The organism is Streptomyces sp. BYX5S (assembly GCF_054724165.1).
On record NZ_CM138829.1, the window covers coordinates 6,285,889 to 6,299,417 of the forward strand.

Sequence of the window (13,529 nt, forward strand, 5' to 3'; positions counted from 1 at the left end):
AACCCCTGGGGTACCGCAGCAAGATAACGCGCTATTTAGCTCATTTCGGGCACCGTGCTCACGTAGCCGCCCGCGATTCCAAGCCCTTCTTGGGTCCACGACGGCGCACCGGACGCCGCCTACGGCGACTGTGCGGCGCGGCCGTCCACCCGTGCGACCGTCAGGCCTCCGGGCGCAGCATGGGCGGGTTGAGGAGCGTCGCGCCACCGGCCCTGAAGAGCTGGGCCGGCCGGCCGCCCTGCCGGGTCGTGGTGCCGCCGGTCGGCACCAGGAAGCCGGGCGTGCCCGTCACCTTGCGGTGGAAGTTGCGCGGGTCCAGAGAGACACCCCACACCGCTTCGTAGACCCGGCGCAGCTCGCCGACCGTGAATTCGGGCGGGCAGAACGCCGTGGCGAGCGAGGAGTACTCGATCTTGGAGCGGGCCCGCTCCACACCGTCGGCCAGGATCTGCGCATGGTCGAAGGCGAGCGGCGCCGCCTGTTCGCCCTCACGCCCGTAACCGCCCTGATGCAGCAGCGCCTCCACGGGCGCCCACCGCGCACTGTGCGCGTCGCCGCCGGGGCGGGGCGCGGGCAGGTCAGGGGCGAGCGCGAGATGAGCGACGCTGACCACACGCATCCGGGGGTCCCGCTTCGGCTCCCCGTACGTGGCCAACTGCTCCAGGTGTGCGCCGTTGTCCTGCGCGGGCGCCATCGGGTCGTGGGCGCACAGCCCCGTCTCCTCGATCAGTTCCCGCGCGGCCGCAGCCGTGAGGTCCTCGTCGTCCCGTACGAACCCGCCGGGCAAGGCCCAACGCCCTTGAAACGGCGGTTCACCACGGCGTACCGCCAGTGCGCACAGCGCGTGACGGCGCACGGTCAGCACGACCAGGTCGACGGTGACTGCGAAGGGCGGAAAGGCCGACGGGTCGTAGGGCGACATGGAACGATCATAGTCGTCTGCCTGACGATAAACACTCCCTTCGCTTGCTTGCCCCACCCTGTTCGGACGGCCCGCGGTGGTCCCTGCTCGTCACGGTTCGCACCCGTCACACCCCCAACTGCAGTTCGTCCGCGGCCTCCTCCACCATGGCGAGGCCGAGTCTGCTGACGCGTACGGAGAAGGGCTGTCCGGCCACCCGTAGCCCGGTCAGTCCGAGCTCCCCCAGCGGGGCGCCGCGCATCGGCGACAGCGCCACCGTCCGGGCGGGTGCGTCGGGGCGGATGCCCGCGACGGTGGCGAGCAGGTGCACTCCGGCGGCGGCCGCGCCGGCGGCGGGGCGGCACGCGGCGGGGTGCGGCAGCGGCACACCGCCCTCGACCCGCTGCAGTCCCGCGTACATCTCGGGCAGCCGGCCGTCGAAGGCGTCCGTCGCGGCCAGCAGGCCCTGGATCAGGGAGGCGGCCTCCTTCTCGTACCCGGCGGCGGACAGGCCCGCGACGGCGATCACCGTCTCGTGCACCCGCACCGCTCCCGAGCGGTGCCCGAACGGGTTGTACGACGCCTCCTTCACGCCCAGGCTTCTGAGCCCCCAGCCGGAGTCGAGTCCCGGCCCGCCGAACAGTCTCGCGAGCTGCTCGGTCTGCACCTTGTCCAGCAGGCCGGGCGCGCACACGCCCGTACCCAGCAACCCGGTGTCCAGGAGGTGGGCGGCGCCGCCGCCCAGCTGCGCGACCGGTTGCCCGTCCGCCGTGCGCGCGGCCGCCGGCCTGCCGCCACCGCGGTCCTCGACCCAGAAGTCCTCCCGGAAGCGCCGCCGCAGTTCCTCGGCCCACTGGCGCAGCTCAACACCGCCGTGTCTGCCATGGGCGTCGAGCAGCTCCGCGCCGAGCAGAGCGGCCCGATGGGCGTGCGCCTGGGTCTCGCACCGTCGGAGGGCTCCCGGTCCCGGGTCCGGGAGATAGGGACCTTCGCGCGTGCTGGTCCGCAGCCATTGCAGGCATCGCTCGGCGGTGGGCAGCAGCTCCGCCACGTCGTGCTCGCCAAGGCCCCAGCGTCTGGCCTCGGCGAGCACGACGGGGAACAGGAGGGTGGCCTCGACTCCGGTGCAACTGGGCGGCAGGTGCGGTCCCGCCTGCCGCAAGGGACCCGGCAGCTTCCCGAACTCCGTTCCGGACCCGCGCAGTTGCGCACGCGCGAGGGTGCGCAGAGTGCCGAGAGCAAGCCTGGTGCCCAAGGGCAACGCCATGCGCGCGGCCGCGAGCGCCTCAGCGGGAGCAGGACCGCAGCGCCAGGGTGCGCCCGCTGCGGCGGAGACGTCCGTTGGATGCGTCGGGTCACGCACCAGGAGCGCTTGCAGGTCGGCGATGCTGCCGCGCAACAGGGGGCCCACGCGCGGGTCGTCGCCCTGCGCCGTGGCCGCGGCCAGCGGCCGTACCGGACCGTGCCCCACCGCTCTACCGGTGTCCGCGCCACTCGCCCGTACTCGCAGCTGTACCGTGCGGCTGCCGCCGGGCGGCAGCTCGAACTCCCAGCGCAACAGGCCGGCGGAGGCCAGGGCGTCGGTGGGTGGTGGTGTCACCGTGACCAGGACGGCCGGTCCTCCGGCCGTCGACGACCAGCGCAGGCCGGAGTCGTGGACCATGGCGGGCAGTTCACGGCCGCCGTTTCCGGCCGCCACGACGCCGAGGTCGGCGAGGTCGGTGCCGAGGGCCACCTCGACCGGCAGCCTCAACGGTCGCTGCGCGGAACTGTGCAGTGTGACGCGCTCCGTGCCGTCCGCGTGCCGGGTGCGCTCGACCACGACGTCCGGGTCGGGCCCGGCGTCGGTGGCCGCCCGCACGGTGGCCGTGAAGCAGGCGAGGTCCGCCGAGACCATGCGCGCCTGAACGGCGAGCGGTTCGCGCCCGGCCACCCGGATCTGGCAGCGCGACAGCAGACGTCTGCCTCCGTAGTAGAAGCCTTCGAGTCCTTGGCCGGTCAGCTGGCCGTCACTGGAGGAGATCGCGAGACCGGGCAGGGCGACGCAGATCAGCGCCTGGTGGACCGGCGGGAGTTCGACGGTCCTGCGCAGCGCGCGGGCGGGCCCCGCGGCGGGCGCCTGGAGCCCGGGGTGCCCCGCCGGCGTGCGGGGTCGGTCCTGCGCCGGCTTGAGGGGGCGGGTGTCGGGGGCGCTGCTCGGGGGCGGCAGCGGCGGGTTCCCGGGCCGCGCCGTGAGGCCACGGGGTGTGTCACCGTCGCGCGCCGTTGGTGTGCACTGCCGCGAAGCGTCGGACGTCATCTCCGCTCCCCTCCCCCTGCGTGTCCGGCGCGCCGCTGGACTGCTGTGCGCCTCGGTGGCACGGCTCTGCCGCCGCCCACGAAGGTGAACGGGGCGCACCCGTCCCAAGTAACGCCGCAGCGCGCCGAAGCGGGGAAGCAGGCCCGCGCGGTGGCCGGGCGTCATCCGTCGCCCCTGCTCCGCTGCCGCCGCGGGCGGCGGTGCTCCGTCGGACGCCGTGGCGCACGCGCGCCCGCACGCGCAGGCCGCGTTCCGGCCCCGGAGCGCCGCTCTCCTCGCCGGCGCAGGGCCGCCTCCAGGCCTCGGGCCGCACGGGACATGCCGGGGTCCGTGGCGGCGGGGACGGGGGCCGCGACCGGGCGGGGTCCTTCGGCCTTGCCCGTGTGCGCCGTGTCGGCCTCGCCTCCCGGTGCGTCCGGCACCGGGCACGGCTCCGTCCGGCTCGCACGCAGGGAGCGCCGGATGGACTCCGGGTCGAAACCGTCGGCCCGCGCTTCGTTGAGCAACCGGGCGAACAGGTAGCGCGGATCGACGCCGAGGGCCATCTCCAGCGCCTGGTCCGCCTCGACGGTGTCCCCGAGCGACCAGGCCACCCAGCCCGCGAGAGCGAGGGGCGCGGCCGAATGCTCCCCGTACGGGCCGACGCACCGCCGTGCCAGCGCCCGCCACAGCCGCAGCGCGCGGGCGCCTTCCTCGCCTTCCATCCACTCCGCCGCCCGGTCCCTGGTCACCCGGTCCTGGAGGCCGAGAATCAGCGACGCCGCCTCGTCGTGCGCCACGAGCTCGTCGTCCGTGAGGTCGGCGGCCAGCGCGTCGCCGGTGCGTGGCGCGTCCGCGAGGCGTCGCATGACCAGGCGGGCGAGGTCCAGCGTCGCCGTCTCCACCTCTTGGCGCGGAGTTCCGGCGAGGATTCTCGGTACGAGGTCCATGGCCGCCGCGTCGAGGGCGCGCGTCTGATCCGTGACCAGCGCCGTTTCCAAGGGGGCGAGGCGTGCCCTCACCTTTTCCAGGGATTCGCGTACCTGGATGCCCGCGAAGGCCGCCGTGGCCGCCATCACCGAGGTCCCTTGAGTGGCGATGGCGTTGCCCTCCGCGGGGCAGCACTCGGCGCGTGGGCAGCAGTACGACCAGTACCTGCCTTCCGAGAGGCACAGTGCCTCGGTGACCGGCACTTCGAGGCCGCCGCACTCGGTGCGCAGGAGCTGGGCCAGCGGCCTGAGCCGCTGCATGATCCGCAGGCCGGCGTCGGGGCCGGGTGTCGTGGCGTCCTGGCACAGGAACGCGACGATGCTGTCCGGGTGCCCGTCCCTGCGCTCGCACTCGCCGATCAGGCACTGGGCCATTTCCCGCGCCACGGCCGGCCAGTCCTCCGTGCGCTCGGGAATGCCCAGGCGTACGCGACCGCCGAAGCGGCCCTGGTGCAGGGCGACCAGAACGATGCTGCGCTCCGGCCGGAACCCGAGCAAGTACGGGAGGGCCTCGGCCAGTTCACCGGCCGTGCGCAGAGTGATCTTTGCTTCGCCGGTCAGTCCGACGGGCTCGCTGTGATTCGTCATGCGCCGACCATGCCGCGAAACGTCATGATCCCGTTTGGCCTGTGGATAACCCCGATCAGGGACACGACAGGAGTTGTCCACAGGTCGGCGGGGTCGTTCGCGCGATGTCAGTGCGATCGGGTTGCATGGGGGCATGAGCAACGAAGAGCTGCGGACCGCCGCCGATACCGTTCTCGCCCGTCTCGTCGGTGACCCGAGCGGTACGGCCAGACTGCGCGAGGACCAGTGGCGTGCCATCGAGGCGCTGGTCGCCGACCACCGGCGGGCCCTCGTCGTGCAGCGCACCGGCTGGGGCAAGTCCGCGGTGTACTTCGTCGCGACCTCGCTGATCCGCCGCCGTGGCGGCGGGCCGACCGTAATCGTCTCCCCGCTGCTCGCGCTCATGCGCAACCAGGTGGAGGCGGCCGAGCGGGCCGGTATCCGCGCCCGCACCATCAACTCGTCGAACACCGAGGAGTGGGACACCGTGCGGGCCGATGTGGCGGCCGGCGACGTCGATGTGCTCCTGGTCAGCCCGGAGCGGCTCAACAACCCCGACTTCCGGGACAACGTCCTGCCCCAGCTCGCCGCCGCCACGGGCCTGCTCGTGGTCGACGAGGCCCACTGCATCTCGGACTGGGGGCACGACTTCCGCCCCGACTACCGCCGCCTGCGCACGATGCTGGCCGAGCTCCCCCAGGGGGTGCCGGTCCTGGCGACGACGGCGACGGCCAACGCGCGCGTGACGGCGGACGTGGCCGACCAGCTCGGCACCGGTTCGGGTTCGGACGCCCTGGTGCTGCGCGGCCCGCTCGACCGCGAGAGCCTCAGCCTCGGCGTGCTGCAACTGCCGGACGCCGCCCACCGGTTGGCGTGGCTGGCCGACCACCTGAACGACCTGCCGGGCTCCGGGATCATCTACACCCTCACCGTCGCCGCGGCGGAGGAGGTCACGGCCTATCTGCGGCAGTGCGGCCACATCGTGTCCTCGTACACGGGCAAGACGGAGAACGCCGATCGGCAGCAGGCCGAGGAGGACCTGCTGGCGAACCGGGTGAAGGCCCTGGTCGCCACGTCCGCGCTGGGCATGGGGTTCGACAAGCCGGACCTCGGGTTCGTCGTCCACCTGGGTTCCCCGTCCTCCCCCATCGCCTACTACCAACAGGTCGGCCGCGCCGGGCGTGGCGTCGACCACGCCGAGGTGCTGCTGCTTCCCGGCAAGGAGGACGAGGCGATCTGGCGCTACTTCGCCTCGCTGGCCTTCCCTCCGGAGGAACAGGTGCGACGCACGCTGGACGTACTGGCGCAGTCCGACCGCCCCCTCTCCCTGCCCGCGCTCGAGCCGCTGGTGGAGCTGCGCCGCTCACGTCTGGAAACCATGCTTAAGGTCCTCGACGTGGACGGCGCGGTGCACCGGGTCAAGGGCGGGTGGATCGCCACGGGGCAGCCCTGGATCTACGACACGGAGCGCTACGCGTGGGTGGCCAAGCAGCGCGAGGCCGAGCAACAGGCGATGCGGGACTACGCGACGACGACCGGCTGCCGCATGGAGTTCCTGCGGCGCCAGCTGGACGACGAGGAGGCGGCTCCCTGCGGCCGCTGCGACAACTGCGCGGCGCCGCGCTTCACCGACACCGTCTCGCCCGAGGCGCTCACCTCGGCACGCGGTGAGCTCGGGCGTCCCGGCGTCGAGGTGGAGCCCAGGAAGATGTGGCCCACCGGGCTCGCGGCCGTCGGCATCGACCTCAAGGGCCGCATCCCCGCCGGAGAGCAGGCCGGGGCCGGACGAGCGCTCGGCCGCCTCTCCGACATCGGCTGGGGCAACCGGCTGCGCCCCATGTTCACCCCGCAGGCCCCGGACGGGCCGGTGCCGAACGACGTGGCGAGCGCCGTCGTCGAGGTGCTCGCCGACTGGGCCAAGGGGCCGGGCGGCTGGGCGTCGGGGGCGCCCGACGCGGCGCCGCGCCCCGTGGGCGTCGTGACGATGGCGTCGCACACCCGCCCACAGCTCATCCACTCCCTGGGCGCGGGCATCGCGCAGGTCGGCCGCATGCCGTTGCTGGGCAGCGTCTCGTACGCGCCGGGCAGCGACACCGCGCACATCTCGCGCAGCAACAGCGCCCAGCGACTGCGCGCCCTCGACGGCACGTTGACGCTTCCGCCCGAGCTGTCCGAGGCGCTCGCGGGCGCGGGTGGCCCGGCGCTGCTCGTCGACGACTACACGGAGACCGGCTGGACGCTGGCGATGGCCGCCCGGCTGCTGCGCCGGGCCGGCGCCGAGGGGGTGTTGCCGCTGGTGCTCGCCGTACAGGGGTGAGGCAGGCGTGCAGGCTCAACCTTTGGGCAGGGATATTGGCGACGCATCGCCAGATACAGGAACGCGGTCCCAATTGTTCGTTGCCGTCTGCCATCGCGACGGGAAGAATTGGAGGCGCTCCCCGCGCGGCTCCCCGTGGCCCCGTAGAGCTCTGCCGCGGTGCGCTCCCCAGCCCGACCCCGCCCTCAGTGTGGGCGTGTAGCCGAAGGGAGGACCGTGGCCTTCGGATTCTCTCCGTACTCGGCGGCATCGACGTCCGCGTCCTCGATGCGCACCGAGAGGTCCGCCGATTCCGTGAACCGACCGACCAGGCTGCTCGAACCCACGGAGTGGGCGGCGGCCGGCATCCCGCTGCTGCGCAATCCGCGTGAGGTCGTCAGCGGTCTGCACACCCGGCACCGGCCGAGCCCGCGGACGGCTGTCGTGGCCGTGCTCGATCCCGAGGAGCGGTTGCGGGCCAGCGCCTCGTTCGTGCGCCGCGAGAGCGCTGCCGACGGCTGGACGTTCCGCAACGCGCTGCTGGCCCAGCTGCGCCGGGTCATCCCGCACGACCTGCGGCGCCGCACACCGGTCCGCACCGCGGTGCTGTTGTACTGCCGGGAGGGCGACACCCGTTGGACGGAGGAGGACGGGGCCTGGATGTGGGGGCTGCGCGACGCGTGCACGCTGCACGGCCTGCGCTGCGGGGCGTACATCACGATGACGCGGGACGGCTGGCAGGTCCTGGGCGAGGGCAGGGCGGGGCGTCGCCCGAGCATGGGCTCCGTGGCCGAGGCCCTCGGCCAGGGCGAGTCCGCGGCGCCGCGCACAGGCGGCGCCGCGACGGAAGTGCTCCGCCGCGCCGCGGCGCGCTGAACCGCCCGGCAGGCGGCCGCGCGCCCGCCTGCCGGGCTCCCCGTCCACCGCTGCGCGGACCGGGCAGCCGGCAAGCGGCGCGTCAGACTCCGGCGCCCAGAGCTGAGTTGATGCGCTCCGGGTCGCCGCACACGATCAGCAGGGCCCCGGCCCGGCCGAGCGCGAGCGGCAGCGCCGTGGTGACGGCCTCGTCGGTTCCGCCGTTCACGGCGACGACGACCACCGGACGGGACGCGGCACGTCCCAGGGCGGAGGCGTCGGCGTAGAAGACGTCGTCGCGCGCGTCGTGCTGCGCCCAGTACGACGCCTCACCGAAGGACAGCTCGTGAGCCGCCCAGGGGTGCGGGTCCCCGGTGGTGATCACCAGGACGTCGCCGGGCGTCCGGCCCGAGTCGAGCAGCAGGTCGAGCGCCTCCTCCGCGGCGTCCAGCGCGCCCTCGGCCGAGGCCGGGATGAGCTGGATCTGCGGCTGGGAGGTGGAAGTCGGCGTGGCGACCGGGGCGTTCGGCCCCGGCTTGTGGACACCCGCCGACTCGCGCGAGGGTCGCTGCGCGGACGGCATGGGCCTTGAGGGACCCGGACGTCCGGGTCGCGGGGGCGCCGCGGGACGCGGGCCGGGTACGGGGCGGGGGGTCGGCGCGGTACGGCCGCTGGTGGGCGTGGCGCGGGGACCCTGGGCACTCTCGGGAATCTGAGGCTCCTCGGGACTGAGAGGCATGAGCTGATATCTATCAAACGCAGGTGCGACTCGCGTCAGCGGGTGGCACGTCAGTGCGAACGCGGTGGTCAGAAGTCGAAGCCGAGCTGGCCCTCGATCTCCGGAACGCCGACATCCGCCCAACTGCGGGCCTTCTTGAGGTGCCGCCACTGGGGCAGCGCATCGAGGTAGGCCCACGAAAGCCGGTGGATCGGGGTGGGCCCCCGCTCCTCCAACGCGGCGCGATGCACCGGCGACGGGTATCCGGCGTTGGCCGCAAACCCGAAGTCTGCATGGTCGATGCCCAGTTCGGCCATCATTTTGTCGCGGCGAACCTTGGCGATCACCGACGCCGCGGCGACGGCGACGCAGGAACGGTCCCCCTTGATCACCGTACGAACCTGCCAGGGAGCACCGAGATAGTCGTGCTTCCCGTCGAGGATGACCGCTTCCGGCCGCGCCGGCAGGCCCTCGAGGGCGCGCACGGCGGCGAGTCGGAGGGCCGCCGTCATCCCCAGGTCATCGATCTCCTCGGGCGAGGCGTGCCCGAGGGCGTGCGCGGTCACCCAGCTCTCCAGCTCGACCGCGAGCGTCTCGCGGCGCTTGGGGCTGATCAGCTTGGAGTCGGTGAGGCCCTCCGGCGGACGGCGCAGCCCGGTGACGGCGGCGCAGACGGTGACCGGACCGGCCCAGGCACCGCGACCGACCTCGTCGACACCGGCAATGATCTTGGCACCGGTGGTGGCGCGCAGTGAGCGCTCGACGGTGTGGGTGGGTGCTTCGTACGGCATGGCGGCAGACAGCGTACGCCGCCATGCCGCCGCCGCGACACCCGGCTCACCTCAAACGACGTGGCGACGCAACAACGGGACCATCACGTGGTCGATCATCTCCACCAGATCCGCCTCTTCCCATTCGCTTCCGCACACCTTTGAGCGGTACATCATCAGCGCCGGGATCACGTCGCACACACCGGCCTCGTCGACGTCGGGCCGCACCTCACCCCGCTCAACGCCGCGCCGCACGACTTCCTTGATCAGTTCGACGCTGGGCTCGATGACGCCCTCGGCGATCACCGCATGGAAGCGTTCAGCGGTGTTGCTGTCGCATTCGTGAAGAACCGAACGCAGCGCGTAGCCGGGTCGGGAGTACATGGCCGACCGCAGGCGGCGGCACAGCTCCAGCAGCTCCTCGCGGACACTTCCGCGATCCGGCGCCGAGTCCAGCGCGGGCAGCCCCGCCTGGAGCGCGTCGACGACGAGGTCCTCCTTGGAGGGCCAGCGCCGGTACACCGCGGCCTTGCCGGTCTGCGCGCCCGCGGCGACGCCTTCCATCGTGAGGCCGTTCCAGCCGACCGTGCTGAGCTGATCCAACGTCGCTTCCAGGATCGCCCGTTCGAGCACGGGGCCACGCCTGCGAAGCGCGGCGGCCGCCTGAGCGGGGGCGGCCGTCCGACGTGAACTAACCATCTTCATCTCTCCATTGAGCGGTCCGAGAGCGGTTCGAACGCGCGACTGCGGGCTCAGTGAACGAGCACGTCCACTGACGGGGAGCCACCACTGAGCATGTCAGGCGACCTCCCGCTTTGCGATGGGCGGGCAACCACGACCTCAAGCGCGGCGTCAACCCCCTAAAGAACGCTTGCGTTCACTAAGTCGCAGCCGTTAGGCTCCCGGACAGGGAACGCGACCGTTCCCTAAAATCGTCCATGGGGGATCGCTCGTGACACAGGATCAGCTCCAGGTACATCCGGCTTCACCCGAAAAATCCGGGGCCACCACGCGCCCGCGCCGACCCGGCATCGCGCTGACCGTGATCGCCGCGTGCCAACTGATGGTTGTTCTCGACGCGACCATCGTGAACATCGCCCTGCCAGACATTCAGACGGCCCTGGGCTTCTCCACCAACAACCTGACCTGGGTGATCAACGCCTACGCGCTCACCTTCGGCGGACTGCTGCTCCTGGGCGGCCGGGCCGGCGATCTGCTCGGGCGCCGCCGCATGTTCATCATCGGCATCAGCCTGTTCAGCCTGGCCTCGCTCCTGGGCGGCTTCGCCCAGGAGCCCTGGCAGTTGCTCGCCCCCCGTGCGCTACAGGGCGTCGGCGGGGCCATCGCGTCGCCCACCTCACTCGCGCTGATCGCCACCACGTTCCCCGAAGGACCGGAACGGAACCGGGCGTTCGGGGTCTTCGCGTCCGTGTCCGCCGGCGGCGGCGCCCTCGGGCTGCTCGCGGGCGGCATGCTCACGGACTGGCTGGACTGGCGATGGGTGCTCTTCGTCAACGTCCCCATCGGCGTCCTGATAGCCCTGCTCGCCCCTCGCTACATCAACGAGTCGCAGCGCCACCCCGGCCGATTCGACCTGCCGGGAGCCCTGACCTCGACCCTCGGCATGGCAGCCCTCGTGTACGGATTCATCCGGGCCGCCTCGGAGGGGTGGAGCGACGGCCTCGCCATCGCCTCCTTCGGCGCCGCGGCGGTCCTGCTCCTGGCCTTCATCGCCATCGAGAGGCGCACCAGCCAGCCGATCACGCCCCTCAAGCTGTTCCAGGACCGCAACCGGGCAGGCACCTACGCGATGATGCTGAGCCTCGCCGCGGCGATGTTCGGGATGTTCTTCTTCATCGTGCTCTTCGTGCAGAACGTGCTGCACTACAGCCCGATCAAGGCCGGCCTCGCCTTCCTTCCGGTGACCGTCGCCATCGTGCTCGGCGCGGGGATCTCCACGAACCTGCTGCCCCGGCTCGGCCCCAAGCCGTTCATGGTCGTGGGGTCCCTGCTGACCGCCACCGGCATGGGCTGGCTGACGCTCATCGACCCGGGCAGTTCCTATCTGAGCGGCATCCTGGGCCCGATGCTCCTGTTCGGCTTCGGCATGGGCCTGAACTTCGTGACACTCACCCTGACCGCCGTCTCCGGCATAGCAGACAGCGAGTCCGGCGCGGCGTCCGGCATGCTCAACACGACGCAGCAGGTGGGTGGCGCCCTCGGCCTGTCGGTCCTCACCACCGTCTTCAGCAGCGCCAGTGAGAGCGAGGCCAAGGCACAGATTCCGAAGTTCCTCGCCGAGGCCTCACCGGAGCAGAAGGCGGAGTTCGCCCGGACCCACCGGCTGCCCGCGCCGTGGAACGACGCGGTGCTGGCCCACGGCATCGGCAACGCGTTCATCGCCGCGGCCGCGCTCGCGGTGCTGGCGGCGCTCATCGCACTGTTCGTCATCCAGGTACGCAAGAGCGACCTGGAAGCGCTCAGCGGCAAGTCCGGGGCCCCGGTCTGAGGGGCGGCGCCCCGTCCTCACGAGGGGCGCTCCCCCGCCGTGGTCCTCCGCCCTACGCGGTCGGCGCCCAGGCCGGCAGTGCCTCGGTCCGCCCGAGCCACTCCGCCGGGGGCGCCCCGTCCTTGCCGGAGGCGACGACGCCACCCACGATCGCGCAGGTCGTGTCCATGTCGCCGCCGACCTGGGCCGTGCTCCACAAGGCCCCCTCGAAGTCTCCGAGGCCACGCGCCGCGGACCAGAGGGCGAAGGGCACGGTGTCGTGCGCGGTGGTCCGCCGGCCGCAGCCGAGGACGGCGGCCACCGTGGACGCGTCCCCGTAGTCGAGCATGTCCTTGGCCCGGCGCAGCCCCGCGCCTACGGCGCTGCGCGGCACGAGCGCGATCACGCCGTCCAGCAGGGCCCCCGGCGTGGGAGGCCCCGCGGCGTCCGCCACCAGGGCCGCCGCCGCGGCCACGGCCATCGCGCCCACGACGGCCTCCCGGTGCTGATGCGTCGGGTAGGCGGAGATCTCGGCCTGGTGGGTGGCCTGCTCGGGATCGTCGGCGTAGTAGGCGCCGAGCGGGGCGATCCGCATCGCCGCCCCGTTGCCCCACGACCCCCGGCCGTTGAACAGCGCGGAGGCCAGGGCCCGCCAGTCCTCGCCCTCCTGGACCTGCTGGAGCAGCTTGGTCACGGCGGGACCGTATCCGCGGCCCTCGTCGTGGTGCTCCGCGAACGAACGCGCCAGCTCGTCCTGGTCGACGCGCTCATGAGCGGCCAGGACGGACACCACGGAGCAGGCCATCTCGGTGTCGTCGGTCCACTGCCAGGGGCCGTCCGGCAGGACGCGGCTCTTGAGGAGCGGGTAGTTCGCGGGAACGAAGAATTGTGATCCCAGCGCGTCTCCGACGGAGAGTCCGCGCAGGCTGGACAGGGCGCGGTTCAAGCGCCCGTCGGGTGAGGAGTCAGCGGTCATCGCTCTGCCACTCTATCCGGTGACCCCGTACGATTCCGGTTCGCGCCAGCGGTCGAAAGGACGGTCCAGGGTGTACTTGCCGTTCTCCCCGAGAACGAGCAACCGCTTTTCCGCGTTCCCCGGGTTCGACAGCGACTCGAAATCTCCGACGGTCCAGTGGAACCAGCGCATGCAGAACAGCCTCATGGTCAGTCCGTGGGTCACGAGCAGGACGTTCGGCGGATGGTCCGGTGCCTCGAAGCTGCGGTGCAGGCTCTCCAGGAACGCGCCCACGCGGTCGTACACGTCCGCCCCCGACTCCCCCTGGGCGAAGCGGTAGAAGAAGTGGCCGTAGGCGTCGCGATACGCCTTCTGAAGCCGTACGTCCTCGCGGTCCTGCCAGTTGCCCCAGTCCTGCTCCCTGAGCCGGGGTTCTTCCCGTACGCGGACGAGATCGGGGTCGAGGCGGAAGGCGCGGAAGGTCTCGTGGGTGCGCCGGTACGGCGAGACGTACACGCTCACCCGCTCGCGTCCGAAGAGCCGCCGGAGATCCTCTCCGGTGGCCTCGGCCTGGCGCCATCCCTTCTCGGTGAGCGTCAGGGCGTGATCGGGCTCGCGCTCGTAGATGGTGTCGTCGGCGTTGCCTTCGGATTCGCCGTGCCGGACTAGAACGATGCGCCGCGGTCGTGCCATGCACACGACCCTAGATCGC

Annotated in this window: 11 protein-coding genes; 3 read left to right on the top strand and 8 right to left on the bottom strand. The window is 72.3% G+C overall.

Annotated elements, in window-relative coordinates:
- Positions 1 to 160 precede the first annotated feature (160 nt).
- From ACYBSK_RS28340 to ACYBSK_RS28350, 3 genes are all read right to left on the bottom strand, one after another.
- Positions 161 to 922, bottom strand: coding sequence for an NUDIX hydrolase (locus tag ACYBSK_RS28340; RefSeq protein ID WP_457480088.1), 762 nt, complete (start codon positions 920 to 922; stop codon positions 161 to 163).
- Between the two features lie 106 nt (positions 923 to 1,028).
- On the bottom strand, positions 1,029 to 3,200 hold the full coding sequence (locus tag ACYBSK_RS28345; protein ID WP_460243827.1) for a glycogen debranching N-terminal domain-containing protein: 2,172 nt from the start codon (positions 3,198 to 3,200) through the stop codon (positions 1,029 to 1,031).
- Between the two features lie 161 nt (positions 3,201 to 3,361).
- Positions 3,362 to 4,756, bottom strand: a complete 1,395-nt coding sequence (locus tag ACYBSK_RS28350; RefSeq protein WP_460243828.1) for a DUF4192 domain-containing protein — start codon at positions 4,754 to 4,756, stop codon at positions 3,362 to 3,364.
- A gap of 133 nt (positions 4,757 to 4,889) precedes the next feature.
- Between ACYBSK_RS28350 and ACYBSK_RS28355 the strand changes: the two genes are divergently transcribed.
- On the top strand, positions 4,890 to 7,052 hold the full coding sequence (locus ACYBSK_RS28355) for a RecQ family ATP-dependent DNA helicase (protein ID WP_460243829.1): 2,163 nt from the start codon (positions 4,890 to 4,892) through the stop codon (positions 7,050 to 7,052).
- 216 nt (positions 7,053 to 7,268) lie between these two features.
- Entirely contained in the window at positions 7,269 to 7,907 is a 639-nt protein-coding gene (locus ACYBSK_RS28360) for a hypothetical protein (RefSeq protein ID WP_460243830.1), read from the top strand.
- An 82-nt stretch (positions 7,908 to 7,989) separates the two neighbouring features.
- Here ACYBSK_RS28360 and ACYBSK_RS28365 read toward each other — a convergent pair whose 3' ends face one another.
- The 3 genes from ACYBSK_RS28365 to ACYBSK_RS28375 all read right to left on the bottom strand — a co-directional run bounded on the left by ACYBSK_RS28365 (position 7,990) and on the right by ACYBSK_RS28375 (position 10,073).
- Positions 7,990 to 8,625 (bottom strand): hypothetical protein, encoded by a 636-nt coding sequence (locus tag ACYBSK_RS28365; RefSeq protein WP_460243831.1) that lies wholly within the window; start codon positions 8,623 to 8,625, stop codon positions 7,990 to 7,992.
- Positions 8,626 to 8,693: 68 nt separating this feature from the next.
- On the bottom strand, positions 8,694 to 9,395 hold the full coding sequence (locus ACYBSK_RS28370) for a ribonuclease HII (protein ID WP_460243832.1): 702 nt from the start codon (positions 9,393 to 9,395) through the stop codon (positions 8,694 to 8,696).
- A 51-nt stretch (positions 9,396 to 9,446) separates the two neighbouring features.
- A complete protein-coding gene (locus ACYBSK_RS28375; protein ID WP_460247117.1) occupies positions 9,447 to 10,073 on the bottom strand; it encodes a TetR/AcrR family transcriptional regulator in 627 nt (208 codons plus the stop codon).
- Positions 10,074 to 10,326: 253 nt separating this feature from the next.
- Here ACYBSK_RS28375 and ACYBSK_RS28380 point away from each other — a divergent pair, with 253 nt between their 5' ends.
- Complete coding sequence (locus ACYBSK_RS28380) at positions 10,327 to 11,883, top strand: MFS transporter (RefSeq protein WP_460243833.1); 1,557 nt, start codon at positions 10,327 to 10,329, stop codon at positions 11,881 to 11,883.
- Between the two features lie 52 nt (positions 11,884 to 11,935).
- Here the strand turns inward: ACYBSK_RS28380 and ACYBSK_RS28385 are convergent, their stop codons facing one another.
- Both ACYBSK_RS28385 and ACYBSK_RS28390 read right to left on the bottom strand, forming a co-directional pair.
- Positions 11,936 to 12,838, bottom strand: a complete 903-nt coding sequence (locus ACYBSK_RS28385; RefSeq protein ID WP_460243834.1) for an ADP-ribosylglycohydrolase family protein — start codon at positions 12,836 to 12,838, stop codon at positions 11,936 to 11,938.
- 12 nt (positions 12,839 to 12,850) lie between these two features.
- Positions 12,851 to 13,510 (bottom strand): histidine phosphatase family protein, encoded by a 660-nt coding sequence (locus tag ACYBSK_RS28390; RefSeq protein WP_457480097.1) that lies wholly within the window; start codon positions 13,508 to 13,510, stop codon positions 12,851 to 12,853.
- Between the last annotated feature and the right edge of the window lie 19 nt (positions 13,511 to 13,529).